The sequence below is a fragment of the Aquirufa beregesia genome (assembly GCF_011090385.1).
Lineage (GTDB): Bacteria > Bacteroidota > Bacteroidia > Cytophagales > Spirosomataceae > Aquirufa > Aquirufa beregesia.
In genome coordinates this window covers 1-24,007 of the sequence record NZ_SEWW01000007.1, presented here as the reverse complement: position 1 = coordinate 24,007, position 24,007 = coordinate 1, and the positions used below count along the sequence as shown (strand labels likewise).

Sequence of the window (24,007 nt, the reverse complement as noted above, 5' to 3'; positions counted from 1 at the left end):
ATTTAGAATTATTTTAAATAATAAATTCTATCTACCTCAAAATCAAGCAGATGGGATTGCCTATCCATCTAGGCGACTAAAGAAAATGGAATCAATCTTGAAATGACAGGTTAGTTGAAATAACAAAAAGACTCCTATTTCTCAACAAGAATAGAGTATTCGGAAATGTGAGTTCAAAAATTCCATTCCAAGGTGATGAACTTGTCCGATTAAGGTTTGTAAAATTTAATTTAGACTTTTCGTAACATGATGTGAAAAAACTTTACAAACACTTTCTTAAAAAAAATTAAAAAATAGAATTGACCTATTTCTTGAAAAATTTTAAGGGCAAAATAAATCACACATATATACACATACGTTCAAAACTCTCTAAGTAGCTGAAAAAAGGCAAGTTAGAGGCGCATATTTGTACACAGCATACATCATTAAAATAGTTAAATATTGTACTATTCCGATAAATAACCGCCAAATAAACCTTTCCATTAGATAAATAAGTGATTTACCTCACTTAAAAACAGGTAAAATTTTCAATAAGTTGACTTATATTTAAAATCAATTTCTGTCGAAACAGTAAACTTATTGTGTCGATTAACCATTTAATCATTCCTTGTATGAAAACAAAATTTATTAGCAGTAATGCGGTTTTGCTTTTGGCATTTTTGCTGTCGATGTCATGGATTTCCATGGGTCAAGGCAAAGTGTCTACAGTAACTGGTAAGGTTACTGATGAAAAAGGCGAGCCGCTCATCGGTGTCAACATCATCCTCAAAGAAACAAGTAAAGGAACTACGACCAATGTTGATGGTAAGTATTCCATTAACGTTACCAATGCTCAAAGTAAATTACTCTTTTCTTTTGTGAGTTACGAACCTAAAGAAGTAACTGTAGGAAATCAGAGTGTCATTAATGTCAGCTTAAACCCAGATGCCAAAAGTCTATCCGAAGTGGTAGTGGTAGGTTACGGTGTTCAGAAAAAAGCAACTGTTTCTGGTTCTGTCGTTTCTGTCAAAGGAAATGAACTTCAGAAATCACCGAGTGTTAACCTAAGTAACTCGTTGGCTGGTAGAATGGCCGGTGTGGTTGCTGTAAACCGTAGTGGTGAGCCTGGTTATGATGGATCTTCCATCCGTATTCGTGGTGCTAACACCTTAAACAACAGTGATGCCTTGATCGTTATTGATGGTATCCCTAACAGAGCAGGTGGTTTAGACCGTATTAACCCAGCTGACATTGAGTCAGTTTCTGTATTGAAAGATGCCTCTGCCGCCATCTATGGTGCTCGTGCAGCGAACGGCGTTATTTTGATTACGACGAAAAAAGGTAAATCGGGTAAGCCTGAATTATCTTATTCATTCAACCAAGGTTTTGCTCAGCCAACAGTTGTTCCTGCTTTAGCCAATGCCGCACAATATGCTGGTATGTTAAATGACTTGGATATTTACCAATTGCCTGTAAGCCAATGGGCAGATGCTACGAGAGCTTACAAAGAAACAGGCGTTTACAATGGCCGTAAGGCCCCTTATTCTCCTACCGATATGAAGTTGTACAGCGACGGTTCTGATCCGTGGTTACATCCTAACACAGATTGGTATGGTGCTACTTTAAAGAATTGGTCTCCACAATCTCGTCACAATGTACAAATGAGTGGTGGTAGTGAGAACATCAAATATTTGGCTTCTTTGGGATACCAAAACCAAGATGCATTCTACAAAAATTCAGCTACCGGATATCAGCAATATGATATTCGCTTGAATTTAGATGCAAAAATCAATGAAAATGTCAACATATCGGTGGGTATTTTAGGACGTGAAGAAAACCGCCGTTTCCCAACTAAACCAGCTAGTGCCATTTTCCGTATGCAAATGCGTGGAAAACCAAACCAACCAGCCTTCTGGCCAGATGGTCGTCCGGGTCCAGATATTGAAAATGGTGAAAACCCCGTGGTTATTACTACCAACCAAACAGGTTATGACCGTGACAAGCAAAGTTATTTCCAAACCAATGGTCAATTGGATATCAAAATCCCATTCATCAAAGGTTTGAAATTTACAGGAACTGCGGCTATCGACAAGCGTTTCAGAGACACGAAGCGTTGGGAAACACCTTGGACTTTATATGAAAAAGGAACTGGCTTCGAAGCAGATGGTAAAACGCCAATCTTAGTTCCTAGTAAGCGTGGACCAGCAGAACCTCGTCTGACCTTAGGAAATGAAACTCAGTTAAACGTATTATTGGGAGGTATTTTCACGTATGAAAGAAAATTCGATGACCATGGATTAACCGTTTTAGCAGGTACTAACCGTGAAACTATCAATGGAGATAACTTCAATGCGTATCGTCGTTTCTTCATCTCTACTGCTTTGGATCAAATGTTCGCCGGTGGTGACTTAGAGAAAAACAATGGTGGTGGTGCTTATGAAAGAGCTCGTTTGAACTATTTCGGTCGTGTGGCCTACAACTACAAAGAGAAATATTTAGCTGAATTCCTATGGCGGTATGATGGTTCGGATATTTTTCCTCCAGAAACTCGTTATGGTTTCTTCCCTGGCGTTATGGCGGGTTGGGTGATGTCTGAAGAGAATTTCATCAAAAACGAATTGCCTGCGATCAACTTCTTGAAGTTAAGAGGTTCATGGGGACAAATGGGTAATGACCAAATCGCTACTTACCAATATTTGTCTACGTATGGATTTAGATCTTACATCATCGGTAATGTAGAAACTAAGACTTTGTTCGAAACGAAAATCCCGAATAATAACATTAAGTGGGAAGTGGCAACAAACTCGGACATCGGTTTAGAAGGAGCTTTATTCAACAATAAATTGACTTTTGAATTAGATTATTTCTACAACAAAAGAACAGATATCCTTTGGGTAAAAAATGCCTCGGTTCCACAGTCTACGGGTTTAACCCTTCCAGCGCAAAACATTGGAGAGGTATCCAACCAAGGATTTGACTTTACTTTAGGATATCGTGACCAAATTGGTGAATTGACATTCAATGTTGGTTTAAATGGGGGTTATGCTAAGAACAAAATTTTGTTCTGGGATGAAGCTCCAGGTGCACCAGAGTGGCAAAGAACAACAGGTAAGCCAATGTATACCTACCAAGCTTATTTGTACGATGGAGTATTTAAAGATCAAGCAGAAATTGATGCCAACACCATCAACTACAAAGCTATCGTAAATACCTTACGTCCGGGAGACATGAAGTACAAAGATTTCAACGGTGATGGAAAAATCACTCCAGATGATCAAGTGCGTAATGACTTCACACAATTGCCTTTATTCCAAGGTGGTTTTAACCTAGGCGCTCAATACAAGGGATTTGATTTAACGATATTGTTCCAAGGAGCAGCTGGTGCAAAACAATATGTAAGTGCTGGTGAATCAGGAAACATCGGTAACTTCTTATTGGATATTTACCAAAATCGTTGGACAGTAGAAAATCCAAGCAGCGAGCACCCACGTATCGCTAACCGTAGTGACCAATACTATTCAAATAACAATACATATTGGTTACGTAGTACTGACTACATTCGTTTGAAAAACTTAGAAATTGGATATAACATTCCAGCTTCTGCTTTGGCTAAAATAGGTTTGAAAAACTGCCGTGTTTACACGAATGGTTTGAACTTATTGACGTTTGACAAATTGAAAGTATACGATCCAGAATCATCCAATGCTACTGGACAGTATTACCCACAGTCAAGAATCATAAACGTAGGTTTAACAGCTACTTTTTAACTCATAAACTATCGTATTCATTATGAAAAAAAGAAACATAATCATTGCACTAGCATTTTTTAGTACCGTATTAACCAGCTGCAATGACGATTTTGTTAATACAAAGCCGCTGGACCAACTATCAGAATCGGTTGTTTGGACTGACCCTAACTTGGCCGAAGCATTCGTAACAGAATTGTACGGAGGTCTAGGAAACGGTGGATTTGACGAGCAAATGCTTGCTTCTCTTACGGATGAAGCATCCTTTACTCACCCGGGACGTGGTATTACCACCATCACGGAATCGCGCTCTAACCCGGCTGATATTGGTTGGGTGAATGGTACACTTAGCTGGCAAAATATGTACACACGTATTCGTGCATGTAATTTGGCCTTAGCGAACTTGAAAAAAGCAACTACTTTCCCAACGGCCCTAGTGGAGCGTTTGACGGGAGAAGCTAAATTCATGCGTGCCTATTTCTATCACCAATTAGTTCGCTATTATGGTGGTGTGCCGATTATAGATAAGGCTTATGCTCTAACGGATACTGACTTCCTAACTCAAAGAAATACGATGGAAGAATGTATCAACTTTATTGTGAAAGATTGCGATGAAGCAGCTGCTTTATTGAATGGTAAATCTTTAGCAGCAGGTAGAGGAAGTAGAGCCGCTTGTTTAGCCATAAAATCACGTATCCTTTTATATGGAGCTAGTGATTTATACGATGCAGCTACAGCGAAATCTAAATCTACTGCCATGGCTGCTTATGCTACTCCAGCAATCCTAGCTTATACTTCAGGCGACCGTGCTGCTCGTTGGACCAAAGCCAAAGATGCTGCTAAAGCAGTATTGGATTTACCTGGATTTGGTAATGCATTAAACCTATCTGCACCAGCAGAGAAAAATGATGCTGTTACGAACTATCAAAATAACTCCTTAGCAAAAAATGGCGGTGAAAAAGAATTAATCTTTGCTCGCTATTTCATCAATGCTAAACAAGAAAACGGTGGTCGTATCGGTTTATTTAACGGTCCTAATGGATACCATAACTGGGCTGGAAATGCCCCTATCCAAAACTTAGTAGATGATTACGAAATGATGGATGGGTCTAAATTCTCTTGGTCTAACCCTAACCATGCTGCAAGTCCGTATGACAATCGTGATCCACGTTTCTATGCGACTTTATTGTATGATGGTGCTAACTGGAAACCGAGAACAGCTGACGTTGCTTCAAAAGATCCGTTGAACCAAATTCAAACAGGTCAATATGAACTTTCTTCAGGCTCTGGTAAAGTTTCTTATTTCGGTTTAGATACTCGTAAGAGTACGGTGGAAGACTGGAATGGTAGTTACACGGGATATTATTTCCGTAAGTTCACCGATCCAAATCCATCGATTATTGATCAAAATACTTGGCAACAAATCCCATGGCCATTCTTCCGCTATACAGAAGCCATACTGAACTATGTAGAGGCATGTATAGAATTAGGACAAGATGCTGAAGCCCGTACGTGGTTGAACAAAATTCGCTTTCGTTCAGGTATGCCAGCAGTTACAGAAAGTGGTAACGAATTACGTGAGCGTTATCGTAACGAGCGTCGTGTGGAATTATCCTTTGAAGAACATCGCTACCATGATGCCCGTCGTTGGATGATTGCTACCAACACCTTAGGTGCTAAAGTGAAAATCATCAACGTGTTTGGTTCTTTGAAGCCAGGCAAAACCGTTACGCTATACAAGTATGATCCAAGCAGTTTTGATTATTCATACAAAGTAGTGGATATGGACCCAGGTAAAGAGAACAGAACATGGTTAGACAAGATGTATTTCTTGCCAATCCACCGTGATGAAATGAACCGCAATAATAAGTTGGTTCAAAATCCTGGATATTAATCTAGTATATTTGTAAGGAAATGGTAAAGTAGAAATGCTTTACCATTTCCTTTTTTCATTATTTAGCCATAGTCACGTGAAAAATTATTTTGCTCTCCTACTCATCATCATTAGCTTTTCTTGCCAAAAGGCAAAAACTGAATTAGAGAGCAATCCTGAACCTCAACTTTTCCAATTGCTGAGTCCCGAGCAAAGTCATGTCAATTTTGAAAATAAAATTGAGGAAGGCTTAAATACCAATGTCCTGATGTATGAATATTTCTACAATGGCGGTGGAGTTGCCACGGGAGATTTGAATGGAGATGGAAAGCAAGACATGTATTTTTCCAGTAATATGGAAAACAACCATTTTTACTTGAACCAAGGTGATTTAGTTTTTAAAGAAGTCGCCGAAATAGCGGGAGTAACAGGCAGACCGGGGCCATGGAAAACAGGTGTTTCCTTGGTGGACATCAATGGCGATCATAAATTAGATATTTACTTATGCTACTCTGGAAATTTACCTCCCGATAAAAAACGCAATCAATTATTCATCAATCAAGGAAATGACGCCTCCGGTGTCCCATTGTTTAAAGATGATGCAGCCGCATACGGACTAGATAGCCCTGCCAATAGCACGCAGGCCGTTTTCTTCGATTATGATAAAGACCAAGATCTAGATATGATTTTGGTAAATCACAATCCTAAATCACTACCCATATTAGATGAAGCGAGTACAGCAAATTTGCTTCAACAAGAAGACCCTAACAGCGGCTTACGCTTCTTTCAACAAAAACAAAAAGGTCATTTCGAAGATGTGACCACCTCCCTAGGGATTAGCAGTTCTTCCCTTTCCTACGGTTTAGCCGTTGGAATCTCCGATATGAATGCCGATGGTTGGTTGGATTTCTATGTATCCAACGACTATACCATTCCAGATTATTTATACATCAACCAACAAGGCAAAACGTTCAAAAACGTCATTCAGAAAAGCATGGGACATACTTCTCATTTTTCTATGGGAAATGACATTGCCGATATTAACAATGATGGCTTAGCCGACATATTCACCTTGGATATGTTGCCAGAAGATAATTTGCGACAAAAGAATTTGATGGCTCCAGATAACTACGAGAAATTCAATTTCAATTTGGCGGTGGGCTTTGGTCATCAATACATGAGAAATATGTTGCAAGTCAACCAAGGTATTGACCCAACAACTCAAGAACCTAGGTTTCATGAATTGGGACAATTAGCTGGAATTTCCAATACCGATTGGAGCTGGAGTGCGCTCTTTGCGGATTATGATAATGATGGCTGGAAAGACTTATACATCACCAATGGGTATTTAAGGGACTATACCAATTTGGATTTCCTTAAATACATGGGGGATTATGTTCAAAACAACCAAGCATCGATTCAAAGGCAAAACGTGTTGGAACTAGTGCAAAAAATGCCTGCCTCCAACATCAGTAATTACATGTTCAAGAACCAGCAAAATGGCACCTTTAATTCGGTGACTAAAGCCTGGGGAATGGAAAGCACCTCCAATAGTAATGGAGCGGCTTATGCTGATTTGGATGGAGATGGCGATTTGGAACTGATTGTAAATAACATCAATAAACCAGCCTACATTTTTGAGAATAAAAGCAACGAACTTAAAAAAGAAAATAAAAACCTTCAAATTGAACTCCAAGGTGAAGGACTGAATACCCTCGGTTTAGGGGCTAAAATCTGGGTATACCAAGGGGTAAAAAACCAATATTTCGAACAAAACCTGTACCGAGGATATCAGTCCAGTGTTTCTCCAGTATTACATGTAGGTTTAGGACATAAAGCGTCCATTGATTCCTTGGTCATTACATGGAATTCGGGGAAATCTCAAGTGGTAAAAAAGGTGACTACTTCCAAAATTACCTTAAAAGAATCAGAGGCGAAGCTTATTCCCTTCAAAGCCAAAAATTCAGAAAATCCGCTATTTGTTTCAGTGAAAACTTTGCAATCCTTTGAAAAATCACAGGAAGAATTCAATGATTTTAAACGCCAAACTCAAATCACGCTTCCTTTATCTGATGTGGGACCCTGCCTAAGTACAGGTGATGTCAATGGAGATAAATTGGTAGATTTATTTGTCGGAAATCAAGCTGGCAAAGGTGCCTCTTTATATTTGCAGCAAAGCTCTGGAGAATTGAAACGAATGCCTTCGGCGATGAGTCAAGACATAGGTTTTGAAGATAGCGATGCTCAATTTTTTGATGCAGATGGCGATGGAGATGTAGACTTATGGGTCGTAAGTGGAGGTTTAGGATTGATGGAAGCGAATGATGCTAAACTTGCTGATCGATTATACATCAATGATGGAAAGGGGAATTTCAAAAAATCAAGGGTTCCATTGCCAAGTCAAGGGGTCAGTAAATCTTGTATTCAAATCATTGATATCAATCAAGATCGTTTACCTGATGTATTCGTAGGTGGCCGGGTGATTCCAGGTAAATATCCCGAATGTCCTGCCTCCTTTGTCCTACTCAATCAGGGTGCGGGTAAATTCAAAGATATCAGTGCACAATTCCCAGCCATACAACGCGCAGGAATGGTTACGGATGCGGCCTGGGATGATTTAAATCAAGATGGGAAAAAAGAGTTAGTATTGGTAGGGGAGTTCATGCCTATCAAGATTTTTACACTGCATAATAAGACTTTTGAAGAAAGCACATCCACTTTCTTTGAAGATTCTCCTCAAGGTTTATGGAATACCATTCGCATCGAAGATTTGAATCGGGATGGGAAGAAAGAAATTTTGGTAGGTAATTTAGGCCTAAACAGTCAATGGAAAGCTTCCCTTGAGCAGCCCATGGAATTGCACTTCAAGGATTATGACCAAAATGGCTCCATAGACCCCATTCTGTGTACTTATGTCAAAGGAGAATCTGTGCCTTTTATGACGAGGGATGAATTATTGGACCAAATGAGTATTATGCGTACTCGATTTACGGATTACCAAAGTTTTGCAGAAGCTAAATTGTCGGATATTATCACGGAAGAAGAGCAAAAAGGTGAGCAAGTTTGGAAAGCTACTGAATTAAAAACTTCGCTTTTCCAATTGAATGCTAAAGGCCAATTTGAATCGGTTAAATTACCTTGGGAAGTACAATCCTCCCCTATTTCAGCCATTGCTATCCTGAATATAGATGGTCAAAAAGATGCCGATATTGTGTTAGCAGGTAATATGCACCATGCTAAATTACGGATAGGCAAAATGGATGCCAATGCAGGTTTACTTTTGCGTTCGAAAGGAAATTTAAGATACGAGGCCCTTTCCCCTCAAAAAACGGGGCTTTGGTTACAAGGAGATGTAAGGTCCATGCAAGTCATGGGAAACCAATTGTTCATAGGTATAAACCAACGAGGCTTAATCCACTATAAAGCGGCAAAACGATGAAAAAAATCATCCTCTTTCTTTCCTTCTTGGCCTGTTGGGCTTGCAATTCTGAGCCTAAGAAAATCCAATTTTCAGGAACAGAAATAGACAAAGTGGTACAAGAAATGACAGAAATGATGATTCATGATGTCAGTAATCCACCTTTGTCCATGCGTTTTTTCTCCTATGCCTGTTTAGCTGGCTATCAGGTTATGACGGAAGCAGACACTAGTTTACATGCTTTTCAAAAACGGTTCAATGGATACCCAACTTTCAAGAATGATTCATCCATTGAAGCACCCGAGTTTACTGCTATGTTGGCCATGATGGAAGTGGCTCAAAAAATGCAACCTTCTGGTGTTAGGATGAAGGAATTTGAAGTGCGTTACATTGACTCCTGTCGTCAACTAGGTTTATCGGAACAAGTGATTGAAACATCTACTCAAAAAGCGCAAGCCGTGGCGAAAGGGATTTTAGCCTATGCCAAAGCAGATGGCTATAATAAGCTCAGTAATTTCCCGAAGTATACTCCCAAGAAAACAGCGGGTTCATGGTACAGCACGCCTCCTGGATATTTTCCCGCGGTAGAACCTTATTTTTACCGTATTCGAAGTTTTAGTTTAGATACCAACAACATTGAGGAAATTCCGACTCCAGTTCCCTATTCCGAGTCAAACTCCTCTTCTTTTTATGCCTTATGCAAAGCGGTATACCAAGCGAATAAGTCAGAAGAAAATTTAAAAATTGCGGCATTTTGGGATTGTAATCCCTTTGCTCTCAATGACCAAGGCCATTTATTGATTGGCATGAAAAAAATATCCCCAGGGGCACATTGGTTGGGAATTGCGGGGATAGCTAGTGCTAAAAAACAATTAAAATTTGGGGAAAGTTTAGCCATTAGAACGGCTTTATCCACCAGTTTAATGGATGCATTTTGGTTATGTTGGCGAGAGAAATACCACAGTCACCGTATCCGTCCTGAAACAGCCATCCGGAAATTAATAGACCCCACTTGGAAACCCTTTTTACAAACACCCCCTTTTCCTGAATACCCGAGTGGACATTCCACCGTTTCAACGACTGCGGCCATCGTGTTAACGCATTTTTTGGGCCCTAATTTTTCCTACACAGATACGGTGGAAAAACGGTATGGCATAGATGATCGTTCTTTTACATCATTTGAGGCGGCTGCCGAAGAAGCGAGTATTTCTAGATTTTACGGCGGTATTCATTACATGGATGGCATACAAGCCGGACAAACACAAGGCCGAATTTTAGGCAAACATTTTTTAACCTTATTGAAACATGAAAATTAAATTACTTCTACTCCTAAGCATCTTCGCTTTTCAATTACAAGCCCAAAACGCTTCCAAGGAAGCTTGGGAATCCATGTTCAATGGTAAGGACCTAAACAATTGGACCCCAAAAATCCGTAATTCTCCGGCAGGAGTCAACTATGGAAATACCTTTCGCGTGGAGGATGGAAAATTAGTAGTACGCTATGATTCTGCGGCCTATCCCAATTTTGATGAGCGATTTGGTCACCTTTTTTACAAGAAAAAATTTGGCTATTACCGCATCCGCTTGAACTACCGCTTTGTAGGAGAGCAAGCGATTAAAGGACCCGGTTGGGCTATTCGAAATAGTGGAATCATGGTGCATGGACAAACGGCAGAAAGCATGGGCTTGAAGCAAGACTTTCCCGTATCCATCGAAGTACAATTATTGGGAGGAAACGGAAAGGATAAAAGAACCACCTGTAATTTATGTACACCGGGAACCAATGTAGAAATGAATGGGAAGCTATTTACGCCACATTGCATCAATTCCCAATCAGAAACCTTTCATGGCGACCAGTGGGTACAAGCGGAGGTACTTGTTTTAGGGGATTCTTTAATTCGTCATTATTCCAATGGAAAAGAAGTTTTAGCTTATCAGAGGCCGCAAGTAGGTGGTGGAAATGTAAGTGGACAAGACATCATTTTTGGAAAATCAGGTGAGCTCATCAAAGAAGGTAGTATTTCTTTACAAAGTGAAAGCCATCCCGTGGAATTCAAGAACATTGAAATTTTAAATTTAGAAGGTTGCATGAATCCGGAGGCCTTGAATTACAAAACCTATTTTGTTAAATCAAAGCCAGAAGATTGCCTTTTCAAGAAGAAAAAGAAAAAAGATTAGCCCATTTTGACCTTTAAATAAGAAAATAGCCTGGAATATGGTATCATTTTAAGGAAAAATGAAGATATTGAAAAACCATTAGCATTTGCTCTAAGCCATTTAGCGAACATATAAAAAAAGTACTATTATTGAAATCCCCAATCGGCAATTTAATACCTATAAACTTGGTAAAATAAATGAAATTTGGGTAATTTGGCTATTTGGAAAATTATCTCCCAATAGCCTAAAGCAAAATAATTCAATTATAAATTTTATATCGCATGTGTGGAATCGTAGCTTATATAGGTCATCAAGAAGCCTATCCTATCATATTAAAAGGTTTAAAAAGATTAGAATACAGGGGCTACGATAGTTCGGGAATTGCCTTATACGGCAAACAAATAGAATCCTACAAAAAGAAGGGACGAGTCAGTGAATTAGAGACTTGGGATGCGCCCATTTTACACGAAGCTCATGCCGGAATAGGTCATACCCGCTGGGCTACGCACGGTGAGCCAACCGATGCCAATGCCCATCCACACCAATCCAATAGTGGTAAAATTACCTTGGTGCATAATGGAATCATTGAAAACTATGCCTCATTAAAGGCTGAATTAATTCAAAAAGGCTATACGTTCCAAAGTGAAACAGACACCGAAGTATTGGTCAATTTCATTGAGGACATCCAAATCAACAATAATTCTAGCTTAGAAGAGGCCATGCGCATCGCCCTAAAAAGGGTCGTTGGAGCCTATGTGATCATTGTATTGGAAGATGGTTTTCCAGACAGATTAATTGCTGCCAGAAAAGGTAGTCCCTTGGTGATCGGTGTAGGAGAAGGAGAGCACTTTTTAGCTTCGGACGCCTCCCCTATCATTGAATATACCAAGCGCGTTATTTATGTCAATGATTATGAGTTGGCCATCATTTCCAAAGATGACATCATCTTAAAAAACCTAGGTAATGAGCCCGTAACACCGTATATCCAACAATTGGATATGGAGTTAGCTCAAATAGAAAAAGGTGGTTTTGATCATTTTATGTTGAAAGAAATCTTTGATCAGCCAGCCAGTTTAACGGATTGTTTACGTGGTCGACTGGATGTTGCTACTTTAAGTTTAACCTTGGCAGGGGTTGACCAACATTTGTCGGTTTTCACGCAAGCCAAACGCATCATCATTGTGGCCTGCGGAACCAGTTGGCATGCAGGACTCATTGCCGAATACATGATCGAAACGATTTGTCGGATTCCTGTGGAGGTAGAATATGCTTCTGAGTTCCGATACCGTAATCCCATCATTCATTCAGGGGATGTGATTATAGCGATATCTCAAAGTGGTGAAACGGCCGATACTTTGGTGGCGATAGAGCGTGCCAAAGAGCAGGGAGCCTTTATTTTTGGCGTGGTGAATGCGGTGGGATCATCTATAGCAAGACTATCCCATGCGGGAGCCTATACGCATGCAGGTCCCGAGATTGGGGTAGCCAGTACCAAAGCATTTACGGCCCAATTAACCGTATTGGCCATGATGGCTTTGAAAATTGGTAAAGCCAAGCAAACATTAACGGATGCGGATTACAAGCATTATTTAGTGGAATTATCTCAAATTCCAGAGAAAGTACAGGTGATTTTATCCTCCCATGAATTGATTAAGGAGGTAGCTCAAGTTTATGCCGGAGCGAACAACTTCTTGTTTTTAGGAAGAGGCTATAATTTCCCAGTGGCCTTGGAGGCCGCCTTGAAATTGAAAGAGGTGAGTTATATTCCCTGCTCAGGATATCCATCGGGAGAGGTAAAACATGGCCCTATCGCCTTGGTGGATGAGACATTACCGACTTTATTCATAGCTACCAAAGACAAATATTACGATAAGATTGTCAGCAACATTCAGGAAATCAAAGCCCGCAAAGGCAAAGTGATAGCCATCATCAATCCGGACGACACAGCCATACGAGGCGTATCGGATCATGTGATGGAAGTCCCTGAAACCGATGAATTATTAGCGCCTTTATTAACGGTCATTCCTACCCAGTTAATGTCGTACTACATTGGCGTATTACGTGGATTGGATGTTGATAAGCCAAGAAATTTGGCTAAGAGTGTGACGGTGGAGTAGATTGAATAACGCTGTTGTTGGCTTCGAGAACCTCAGGCAAATCGAGAGCCTCAGGCAACGCTGTCAAGGTTTAAAACCTTGCCAGCGTTAGGTGCAAACCTAACATTTTTCGACCAAAAAAAGGTTTAATCTTACAGATTATCAGTAGATCGATATTCCCCCCGCTTATGTAGATGCATGGAATCTATCCGTTGTTCGATTTCTATGATTAAAACAAGTAGTTGTTTTAATGGCACCATCTCGAAAAGTATGTAAGTAGAAAATAGTGTTGGTTTCGGCCTTCACTATTTTTTTTTACATTTAAACACTTATTAAGATGGAAATGGACACAAAAGATTCATTAACCGATGCTTTCTTAAAGCAATAGAGGGAGAACTTGATGCACATTTGGGTTATGACAAACACGAGTCAACAGGCGTTGAAAACCTCATTATTTCTCTTTATTCGAAAGGGATGAGCGTAAGTGATATCGAGCAAGAAATCAAAGAAATCTATCAATTCGAACTATCTAGCTCAGCTATCTCACGGGTAACCCAGCGTATTATGGAGGATTCGATTGCCTGGCAGAATCGACCCCTTGATGTGGTCTATTTGGTGGTCTGGATGGATGGGATTGTCTTTAAAGTCAGGGAGAATTCCAAGGTCGTCAACAAAACAATCTACTTATCCATCGGATTAAATCGAGAGGGTAGAAAAGAGGTCTTAGGAATGTGGTTAGGTAAAAGCGAGAGCTCAAGCTTCTGGATGGGTGTATTAACTGATTTGAAGGCACGGGGTGTAGAGGACATTCTGATTACAGCCACGGACAATTTAAATGGCTTTACGCAAACCATTCGTGCCGTATTCCCTGAATCACAAACTCAAATCTGTGTGGTTCATCAAATCAGGAATGCTTGTCGATATGTGGTATGGAAAGATAAGAAAGAGTTCACAAGGGACATGAAGCAGATATATGATGCTCCTACCAAACAAGCAGCAGAAGCGGCATTGAAAGATTACGGCGCTAAATGGGGCAAGAAATATCCTTATGCCATTCGATCATGGGAGGATAACTGGGATGAGTTGACCGTTTTTTTTGATTTTCCGCTCGAGATTCGCAAGATTATTTACACGACGAATCTGATTGAAAACCTGAATGGAAAGATTCGCAAATACACGAAAAACAAGCTCTCATTCCCAACGGATGATGCCCTGATGAAATCAGTATATTTGGCCATTAACGAAGCAACCAAAAAATGGAGCCTGCCGATTCAGAACTGGGGAATTATATTGAATCAGTTTTTGGCTATATTTGAAAAAAGGGTCCGAATTTAAAAGTAAATCCGAACCCACTATTTTTTACTTACACACTTAATGGGATAGTGTCGTTTTAATCATAGAAATAGACCAGCAGAGTAGCACTTCTGTCTGTCCAAAGATGTGTCGTGTCAAGTTTACTCATTCTTTGACGGAGACGATTTATTTTTAATACAATGTAGACCCAGATAACTGTATCCAGTGCGTTGGCTAAACATGCAGCGTTTTATGTTCTCGGTCATAGCTTTGTCCTACACAATAATCTGTATCATTTAACTCGTCAGCAATCATTGATGTTGTAAAAATTATTTGATGGTCTTTTTCAAATCTCTCAGACATTGTTGTAATAAGGTTCTGCAAATTCTGAGTTCTTATTTTCTCCATTCCTTTATCTTCCATATTGTCACAAAGGATAAATCTTGGGTAACGGAAAAAATCCAATTCTAAACTGGCAAAGAAAATTGAAAATAATACTGCATTCTTAAAGTAAGTTTTGGAACTTGCGGAAAAGTTGTTCCCATCGTCAAGGGAGTAAGAGTCCTTATGAAAATTTACATCAATAATGTGTCCTTTACGGAATTCATCTTGCCTATCTAAATCGTTTCGCAAAATAAATAATGTATATTCTTTGATTTTTTGAAGTGCTTCTTGAAATTTATGCTTTTGCTGTTCTTCCTTTTGTAGTATTTCTATTCTCAATCTTTCAGTTAATGCGGCAAGTTCAGCTAACTCCTTTTTCAGAAGCTCAAGCATTTCTACTGCTGCGATTTGTTGAGTAAGAAACTCAATCTTCTTTTCAGCTCCACCTTTAGAAATGAGTAAACCATCTATTCTTTCGTCTCGTGTTGTTTGGCTTGCTTCAATTGAAGTATCAAGTTGTTTTTGTAATGCTCTTGCTTTTTCAATAAATACAGGTAGTTGACCATAAAGTTCAACAAGTATTCTGTCTTTTTCTTCAAGCATACTTTTTGATTCTTTGATTTGCAATTCCATTTCCTGTTTCAACCTTTTTGCGTTTGCTTTTTCCGCTTCTTCTGTCAAAGGTTGCTTACATAAAAAGCAATGTCCTTCTTGAACATCATTTTCAAGTTGACTTAAACATTGTGGGCAATGGGTCAACGGAAGTTCTCCTAAAATTCTTCGTGTAAGTAATGAATAATTTAATTCTTCAACTCGCTTTTCAAGAGTTGAAACAAATTGTTTTGAATCTGAAATCTCAAATTCGTATTGATTTATTTTAGCTATCGTGTCACTGATTTGATTTTTGACTGGAATTAAGTCGGCTTGAATTTTTTCTGAATTTAAAGCTGTTCTAGTTGTTGTTCTTACTATACTTTTTTCTCTTAACTCTAAAATTGCTATATCAATGCTTTCTAATTCTTTTTGCGATAATTCAATTTCCTTTTGAACACTTCTAAGATTTGTTGCAGTTCCTGATTGTCCGTAAACTCTATTAATTCCTTCAAACTGCCTTTTCTTTTCGTCATTTTCTTTAACTGCATTTCGGTAAGCTAACCTTTGAGTATACAAACTGTCATCATAAACACCAAGTAACACTTCAGAGATTGCCTGTCTTGTCAAAGGCAAATCAAAACGCTCAAACCTGAAAAGGTTTTGAGTTGGAGTGTCTTGATCAATATAAAGTAGTCGAAGTATTTGGTGTATTGTAATGTTGCTATCCAAATCACTTTTTACTTCGGGAAATGAAAGTGCATTGAAAATTACATTCGTAAAACTTGCGGTATTACTTACTGTTCCTTGTTTATATGGATATGTTTGCCAATTGATGCTGTCTTTTTTTGATTCCTCGTATGTATCCCAAAAGATGCTCATAGGTTGTAAACCGCCTTGGGTAATGTGTCGTTTAAGTGTGATTGTCGCACCATTTATTTCTACCTCTGCAATTACATCTCTACATTTCAACGCTTCTGTTGTCCAGTTGCTAAAGTCGCCTCCTAACGCATAGAAAATAAAATTAGCAATCGTGGATTTACCAGAACTGTTTTGACCTCTAATAACATTTACACCTCTATGAAATTTTTCATCAAAGGCAACGGTTCCGCTGTGAGTAACAACGATTAAACGATTTAGAAATAGATATGGTCTATCGTTGGTCATATTTGAATTCAATTAAACCTGTTCTGTCTTTCAGACCAAATTTTCCGTAAAGAGGTAACTCCCTGAAGCCAATTATCAATTTAATGATGTTTGCTTTTTCAACAGAGAGTTCCTTAAACTTCTCTGCAAGTTCTTTGGGAATTTCTTTGTCTGTTCTGCGAATAATTTTTTTCGCTAATAATTTTGAATCAATTAGCCCGTAAGATGCAAGACATTTAAGTGCAGAAAGCTGAAATGATTTCATCCGTTCAATTATTCTCTTTGGGTCAATTAAATCTTCATAAGGATTTGGTGCCTTCTTCTTAAATATACCTTTCAATTCAGAAAGTGCTGTTGGATAAGTAATATTTCTTGCTTCGTTAGGGAAGGTTAAATAAAAGTCCCAAATACGAAGTCGGTCTAACTCAACTTCCTCTTGCTTCATTTCCGTAAGCAATTGAAGTATACGAAATACACAATTGTAAATATCAAATGCAGGATGGTAGATTAACATTTTATGCAGTCCATTTTATGTGGCAATTCCCTGTTAGAAAAAATATCATCCCCATAATATCATCTTCGTCATACTTGAACAGATTTAAACCCAATTCCGCCTTAACTGGATTTATTATTCTTTCAGCAATCGCAGCTTGTATTTTAGACTCGTCTTCATTGTTGCAAATCAGAGTGTAAATTTCCATCATAAATCCTCTATGAATTTTTGAAAGGATGTAAACATTTATGTCTTGTGCAACTACAGAATATTGTGAAGTAAGCATTAGCTTTTTGTGAAATTTTTCTTTAGTGTATTTGGCATATCTAATAATCATTGGTGGCTTTGCTCCAGCAATTAATTTGTTTTCAAGTCCAATCATTTCTTCATTTTCAACTTGTGAGTTTAAATAATCTAAATCTTCACAAATCACTTTTAGTTCTTTGTCTGCCTCCATTTCTTTCTGAAATTTTTCATACAAGTCATGTAAGTAAAATGAACGTTCATAGGTGTTAGATATGTTGAATGAGTTATCATCTCTACCTGTGAACCGTCCTCCAACACTTGAGTCATTGACTTCTATATTATTGTTTGACATACTTGTTATTTTGTAGTTTTGTCTCTGCCCGTAAAGTCGCCGCCTACTGTAGTACTGCCTGTAACACTTACTTTGTTTGAGTTGATTCTTTTGTTAATTCTAATTACTCCACCGATTGCTAATAAGCTTATGATGAAACCTAATATTCCGCAAATATCTGCAATGTTTGATAAAGTGAATTCCATTTTATTTATAGTTTAATTGGTTACAAATGTGATAGTGCGTAAGGCAAAATCAAAACTGTTTTGACGAAGTTGCCATGTTGTTTATTTTATCGCTACCTATTAATGTTTTCACTGATGTTGTAGAGTTACCGTTAACGGCTTGAAGTTTGGCGCAGTGGTAAATTCAGAGCACAAAACTTTTAATTAGAACAGAACTTGATACGAAACACAAAGCTTCATTTAACCATAGAACCTTTACTTTTGGGTAGATTAGTCAAGCGTAATTATTTATTAATTCATTTCTTTAATATATTTTTCGATGGTCAAATTATTTTCATTTAAAATTCTATTAAAATCTTCTTTTATTATTTCATAATTCTTTACACATTGTTTGTAATAATAAGAGTCTATTTCACCTGATGAACTAACTGTAAAGTCAGAGTCAACAATTTTAAGGTTTACACCAAGATTTTTTGCAAGCTCATCAAATGAATTGGATTTCAAGAAGTCAATTGGATTCGTTTTTACATAAGCACTTTTCTTTTCATCTCTGAAATGTGTCATGGCTCGATAGCTTTCGTTTCCAATCATACTTTCATATAATAGAACTGTTACGAATTGTAAATCCTTTCCAACTGACTTCAATATTTGAGTGGTTAGTACTTCTATTTTTTGATTCACTTTACTTATTTCTTCGAGGGTATTTGCAACTCGATTTTCTTGTATTTTATCATTTAAAAAACTAAACATCATACCCGCCCATTGTTTTTTCAAATAGGTCTCAATATCAGTAAAATCTCGAAATGGCACAATAGCGTTGTTTACAGTATGTTTTCTAACTTCATCAATAAATTCAAATATTTTCACATTGTCAACCGATGGGTAACAAATTTCCTCAGCCTTGACTTTTTTGTTGTTCTTTACATTGTCACTGTAAACTTTATGTTCGCCTAAAATTGCGATTTCTACTAATGCGAATACTGGGACTTTCTCCTTAATGGCAATTTCATACTCCATATTCGTAATAGATTTTTTCCCATTTATGTATTGCCCCCCAAACCGTCCACCAATTATAAGTATAAAAATTTGACAAGCAGGAACTTCTGTCAAACATGAATCGTGCGTGTGATTCTTAGGATTATAAAAAACATCTCCATCTTCACTTAATACTGGTTCATAACCAATAGTTTTAATGAAATATTTTAAATTCTCTCTTATATATTTCAAGTCATAATAAGTTGAACTTACAAATACTCTTGGTTTTGCCATATATATCTATTACTAATTGACCATAACTCACTTACCCCAATAATAACCTTCCATTTCACCCTCCAATCATTGAGCGAATGATTAAAGCTTTGTTTCGAATGATTACTCCCGAAAAATATGCAATTTAATTTATAAATAATCCCAAAGACCGATTATTTACTGAATGGTCATTTTAGCCAACAGTATGAATTTCCCCATCAGTGCTGCCAAGTTTTAAAACCTTGAAATGACTTAGGTGCCCTCTTTTTGCCGTTTTTTTAGTTGCGTGTAAAATCAACAAGTACATAATTGGCATTTCGTCCACCTTCGTTTGTTACTTGCAAGATTCCTTTTTCTATCAAGTCTTTTATGTCACGTAATGCCGTGTCAGTTGAAACCCTCGTAATCTTCGCCCATTTTGATGATTGCAGTTTTCCGTCAAAGCCGTCAAAGAGCATATTCAACATAGTTCTTTGACGTTCGTTGATGGCTGTGTTTTCGTACAGTTTCCAAAATTCGGCTTTTCGCAAAATGCGTTGCGTAGTATTTTCGGTGTTTAACATGGCGTTTTTCAAACAATGTAAAAACCATTCAAGCCATTCTGTAATGTCGCCTGTGCTGTGTTGCTCTTTTTGTAACACTTCATAGTAGCGTTTCCTTTCTACTAAAATCTGGCTCGACATACTATAAAAACGTTCGCCACTGCTTTCAGCACGTGCCAATAACATATCCGATATGGCTCGCCCAATTCGTCCATTTCCATCATCAAAGGGATGAATAATGATAAACCAAAAGTGAGCAATAGCGGCTTTTATAACAGGGTCAAGCTGATTGTTGTTGTTGAACCAATCTAAAAACTTGTCCATTTCAGATTTCACCAATTTGGGTTCTACGGCTTCATAGTGTATTTTCTCTTTGCCCATGGCACCTGAGACAACCTGCATTTCACCTGTTCGGTATTTACCAACTTCTATTTGATAGGGTCCACTGTATCCTGTTGGGAAAAGTGCTGCGTGCCATCCAAACAAGCGCTTTTCCGTTAATGGCAATGTGTAGCATTGGGTTGCATCAAGCATCATTTCTACAATTCCCTCAATATGGCGACTGCTTGGTATAATTCCTGCGGTGTTGATGCCTAATCGTCTTGCGATAGAGGAACGAACTTGGTCATAATTCAATAATTCGCCTTCTATTTCGCTCGATTTTACCACATCTAATGTTAAGGCAGTAAGTGTAGCTTCTTCTTTAGCTGAAAATCCCAAAGCGTTCATTTGTCCGATGATTTTCCCTTGCATCAGTTTCACTTCGCCAAACACCGTATTGATAGCTTTGTCTTGCCAAGAAAAGTTGGTCCAATTTATATTTTCGTAGATATACTTTACCATGGCTCAAAAATAGTATGCGACAAATATATCTATTATTCACCGCAAATTTGCGGTGAATAACTTATTTTTTCACCGCATACAATAAACATTGGCTTCGAGAGCCTCAGCCAACGCTGTCAAGGTTTAAAACCTTGACAGCGTTAGGCGCAAACCTAACATTTTTCGACCAAAAACAAGGGCAAATCTTACAGATTATCAGTAGATCGATATTCCCCCCGCTTATGTAGATGCATGGAATCTAGCTGCTGTTTGATATGTTCCAAAGGGTAATGTCGAACGATAGATAATAGGGATTTGAAATCCCGTGTTAAAATTTAATTTGGCTTCGAGAACCTCAGCCAACTTCAGCCGCTGTTCGATATGTTCCAAAGGGTAATGTCGAACGATAGATAATAGGGATTTGAAATCCCGTGTTAAAATTTAATTTGGCTTCGAAAGCCTCAGCCAACTTCAGCCGCTGTTCGATATGTTCCGAAGGGTCATGTCGAATGACATATAATAGGGATTTGCAATCCCATGTTAAAAATTAAATTTGACTTCAAGAACCTAAGTTAACTTCAGCCGACACTTTTGCCAAAATACTATTAGCGTTCGTTATTATTTTCGCTATCCGTTTTCGTATATTTTGTCAAATATTTTTTGGGTCAAGTCGAGTTCTGCAGAATTGTCACTCCCAATTGTTACAAAATATTTTCTCTGCCAATTTTGAGTTTTTTCTGCTTGTTTATTTCTTACGATATCCCAATTGGGATAAACCCGAATTCCACGCTTTTCGTCTTTTCCATTTTGTGAAATAATTCCTTTGTTTGCCAAAACAGATGTTGGGAAAATAAATTGTCCTGTATTGTTGCCATTTTTTGATGTAATAACGATAAAATCTACGTCGTCCAAAATGTCAAAAGGTTCAGTTATTCCATTTTCATTTCGTTTCCAAATAGTTACAAAGTTCTATTTTATGTCCGTTAAGCTCAAATGAGCAAGCTCCATATTCTAAACTTTCTGAATTTAATTTTAGGTTTGTCAACACGAAACCACATTTGTCATAAACCAATTCTTTTACAAGTTTTAGGTCAGCAAATAGAGTGTTTTCTGTTTTCATAATTTACGAATGTTCATTTCAATTCGGTGTCACTTTACAATGACTGCTAACGGCTTGGCGAAGGTGGTGGATTTAGAAACACAAAACTCTTAGCCCGCCATTAAGCCAAACCGCTGTAAGCAGCAGCTTTATTTTTCATTGTCTCAATTCTTCCCCTTTGTAAGTTTCCTCTAAGTATTTCTGAACTGTTGTATTAAACAATTCGGGATTATTTTTTGAAACGTAATGATTTTCTCCAGTTAAGATACACAGATTTGCTTTTTTAATATTCCTGTAAATAGAAACAGTATGTTCTTCCCGGATTACATCTCTATCTGTTGACATAACTAATACAGGACATTTGATTTTTTGTAAATCGCTGGCTGATATATGTGGTTGAAACTCCATCATACGATTTCGTTGTTGTATCACCTTCCAGTTTTGAGAATTATCATTTTTCACAAGCATTTGGTCCGCTAATTTTCTATCACGTACTACTTCATTATAGAAAGAAGAATAAAGGGCTAAGGTGTCAGGCGTAAGATTAGCAGCAAATGAAACTAGCTTTTTTACTTTTTCAGGATGATAAATTGCCATTAACAAAGCAATAATTCCACCGTCACTTCTTCCCACAACATAAGTTGAGTCAAGTTGCAAATAGTCTAAAATACCAACAATATCTTTTGTAATTTGATTATACGTAAGACTGTCTTTTCCGAGTTCACTTTTCCCTCTTCCTCTGCAGTCCATAACAATTACCTTGTATTTTTTAGCGAAGAATTCGATTTGAGGTTTCATATAAGCGATGTTTCCTCCATTACCGTGGATTAATACAAGAGGAGTTCCTTGCCCATATATTTCAAAGTATTGTTTAACTCCATGTATACTGATAAAGTTTCCAGCTTCTTTATTATTTCCATAGTCAATAACTTTGAGGTCTGACTGAGAAAAAACCGAATTCGGTAAAATGAAACTGAAAATCAATATGGCAAACTTAGTTCTGATGGAATGACTCATTTTTATTTTCTTAGTTGAATGTTAATTAAAAGTAACTACTGACGATTGGCAGCGACAAGAAGTTGTCGATTTCGAGGCACAAAACTGTCTGTCAGCACTGAACTTGATACGAAGAACCGAACTCAAATATATGCAAAAGCTTCAAACGGAGTACGAAACCCCGCCTAACGCAAAACCCGTGTTAGGCGGGGTTTTTAATGTCGAATTCCATTTTGCTCAAATATTCATCAAGGGTCAGCCTTCCTTTTGCCCTATTTACCGCTACTTCGATAGATATTGTCGCAGATGCAAGTGTATTTCTGTTGTTGTCAACGATACATATTTTAGCTTTTTTAAAATTGTCTTTGATAAACTTGTCATCGTAAATAGCACATGAAAGTTGGTCTAAACACTGCGAAGCATGAATTAAAGAAGATTTCACGTCATGATCGCTTTTTCCTTTAACATTTAGACAAAATATCTCATTCTGTTCTTCATTTGATACAAATTCAAATCCTACAATTTGCATGTTATGTATAATATGCAGAAGCGAGGACTCGAATCTGATGTTCATATTTTCTGTGCCACCCAATTCGGAAACTATTTCTTCTATGTGGTTTAGGTCTGTTAATACTTGCCCAAATCGGATTACTCGATATATGTCTTGAGTCCAATGAACGATTTTATAGAAATCCTCATATGATAATGAAAGCGATTGTATGGTGTTTCTTCCATATTCAACTACAATGTCATTTTTGTTAATGGTAAAGGATTTGTGGGCTGCTATATTTCTCCACTGGTTTGTCGAGATTGAAAAAAAAGGGTCTTCTAGAAAGAGAATAGTATCGCTTTTTACTTGAGTTGGAAAATCTCTTATTACTTTCCCAAAGTCAGCTCCTGAATTGTCAGGAATATTACCGTGTAATTTAAAGTTAACAAGCTTGTCAAGTAATTTGAGGCGAGGTTTAAAAGCTCCTTCCAAAGTTTCGTCAATTACCTTGAAGTAGTAACTTATTTTGTCCCTTTCTGAAAATTCTTTTTCGTCTGGCTGTGTCAATACATTTGTCATCCACTTCATGTCGGTACTTGAAATGTCGTCAAATGAATCTGCTAGGACTTTAATGATCTGTTGCTTGTCTGAACTAATACAATTTTTATAAAGATCAAACGTCCACTCAAACAACTTGAAGTACTCAGGTTTAGTGGAGAATCTTATATAATTAATGATTTCTGTTCAATAGCGTCCTAAACGATTAAAAAAGGAAGAGAAGTTTTTTAACTCAATTAACTTTGAGGTGCACAAAAAAACTAACCCTCTTCCCATGGCAAACATAAGTTTATTTTCTCAAATTATCTCCAAAC

15 protein-coding genes and 1 pseudogene are annotated in these 24,007 nt (G+C 37.8%); 7 read left to right on the top strand and 9 right to left on the bottom strand.

The features are described from left to right. The first annotated feature begins 611 nt into the window (after window positions 1-611). From EWU23_RS10695 to EWU23_RS10665, 7 genes and pseudogenes are all read left to right on the top strand, one after another. On the top strand, window positions 612-3,746 hold the full coding sequence (locus tag EWU23_RS10695; RefSeq protein WP_394367311.1) for a SusC/RagA family TonB-linked outer membrane protein: 3,135 nt from the start codon (window positions 612-614) through the stop codon (window positions 3,744-3,746). A 22-nt stretch (window positions 3,747-3,768) separates the two neighbouring features. After that, window positions 3,769-5,619 (top strand): RagB/SusD family nutrient uptake outer membrane protein, encoded by a 1,851-nt coding sequence (locus EWU23_RS10690; RefSeq protein ID WP_166231996.1) that lies wholly within the window; start codon window positions 3,769-3,771, stop codon window positions 5,617-5,619. Between the two features lie 76 nt (window positions 5,620-5,695). After that, entirely contained in the window at window positions 5,696-9,037 is a 3,342-nt protein-coding gene (locus EWU23_RS10685) for a VCBS repeat-containing protein (protein WP_317164323.1), read from the top strand. After that, complete coding sequence (locus EWU23_RS10680; protein WP_205753161.1) at window positions 9,034-10,332, top strand: vanadium-dependent haloperoxidase; 1,299 nt, start codon at window positions 9,034-9,036, stop codon at window positions 10,330-10,332. The genes EWU23_RS10685 and EWU23_RS10680 overlap by 4 nt, the downstream gene beginning before the upstream one ends. Then, a complete protein-coding gene (locus EWU23_RS10675) occupies window positions 10,322-11,194 on the top strand; it encodes a 3-keto-disaccharide hydrolase (protein WP_166231992.1) in 873 nt (290 codons plus the stop codon). The genes EWU23_RS10680 and EWU23_RS10675 overlap by 11 nt, the downstream gene beginning before the upstream one ends. Before the next feature lie 260 nt (window positions 11,195-11,454). Beyond that, window positions 11,455-13,290: a glutamine--fructose-6-phosphate transaminase (isomerizing) gene (glmS, locus tag EWU23_RS10670; RefSeq protein ID WP_166231990.1), complete on the top strand. Its 1,836-nt coding sequence runs from the start codon at window positions 11,455-11,457 to the stop codon at window positions 13,288-13,290. 345 nt (window positions 13,291-13,635) lie between these two features. After that, window positions 13,636-14,604 (top strand): annotated as a pseudogene (locus tag EWU23_RS10665) (IS256 family transposase); the annotation flags it as partial. 192 nt (window positions 14,605-14,796) lie between these two features. Here EWU23_RS10665 and EWU23_RS10660 read toward each other — a convergent pair. The 9 genes from EWU23_RS10660 to EWU23_RS10620 form a co-directional block, all read right to left on the bottom strand. Further along, window positions 14,797-16,704 (bottom strand): AAA family ATPase, encoded by a 1,908-nt coding sequence (locus EWU23_RS10660; RefSeq protein ID WP_166231988.1) that lies wholly within the window; start codon window positions 16,702-16,704, stop codon window positions 14,797-14,799. Continuing rightward, the gene (locus tag EWU23_RS10655) at window positions 16,691-17,197 is read right to left on the bottom strand and encodes an ABC-three component system middle component 5 (protein ID WP_317164322.1); all 507 of its coding nucleotides are present in this window, start codon (window positions 17,195-17,197) and stop codon (window positions 16,691-16,693) included. Before EWU23_RS10655 ends, EWU23_RS10660 begins: the two co-directional genes overlap by 14 nt. Window position 17,198: 1 nt before the next feature. Beyond that, a complete protein-coding gene (locus EWU23_RS10650; protein WP_166231984.1) occupies window positions 17,199-17,774 on the bottom strand; it encodes an ABC-three component system protein in 576 nt (191 codons plus the stop codon). 5 nt (window positions 17,775-17,779) lie between these two features. After that, the gene (locus EWU23_RS10645; RefSeq protein WP_166231982.1) at window positions 17,780-17,959 is read right to left on the bottom strand and encodes a hypothetical protein; all 180 of its coding nucleotides are present in this window, start codon (window positions 17,957-17,959) and stop codon (window positions 17,780-17,782) included. Window positions 17,960-18,229: 270 nt separating this feature from the next. Beyond that, complete coding sequence (locus EWU23_RS10640) at window positions 18,230-19,207, bottom strand: DUF4062 domain-containing protein (protein ID WP_166231980.1); 978 nt, start codon at window positions 19,205-19,207, stop codon at window positions 18,230-18,232. A gap of 257 nt (window positions 19,208-19,464) precedes the next feature. Beyond that, on the bottom strand, window positions 19,465-20,571 hold the full coding sequence (locus tag EWU23_RS10635) for a Fic family protein (RefSeq protein ID WP_166231978.1): 1,107 nt from the start codon (window positions 20,569-20,571) through the stop codon (window positions 19,465-19,467). A gap of 606 nt (window positions 20,572-21,177) precedes the next feature. After that, the gene (locus EWU23_RS14075; RefSeq protein WP_235942203.1) at window positions 21,178-21,462 is read right to left on the bottom strand and encodes a MepB family protein; all 285 of its coding nucleotides are present in this window, start codon (window positions 21,460-21,462) and stop codon (window positions 21,178-21,180) included. 343 nt (window positions 21,463-21,805) lie between these two features. Then, on the bottom strand, window positions 21,806-22,666 hold the full coding sequence (locus EWU23_RS10625) for an alpha/beta fold hydrolase (protein ID WP_166231976.1): 861 nt from the start codon (window positions 22,664-22,666) through the stop codon (window positions 21,806-21,808). A 181-nt stretch (window positions 22,667-22,847) separates the two neighbouring features. After that, window positions 22,848-23,723 (bottom strand): hypothetical protein, encoded by an 876-nt coding sequence (locus EWU23_RS10620; RefSeq protein ID WP_205753160.1) that lies wholly within the window; start codon window positions 23,721-23,723, stop codon window positions 22,848-22,850. Window positions 23,724-24,007 lie beyond the last annotated feature (284 nt).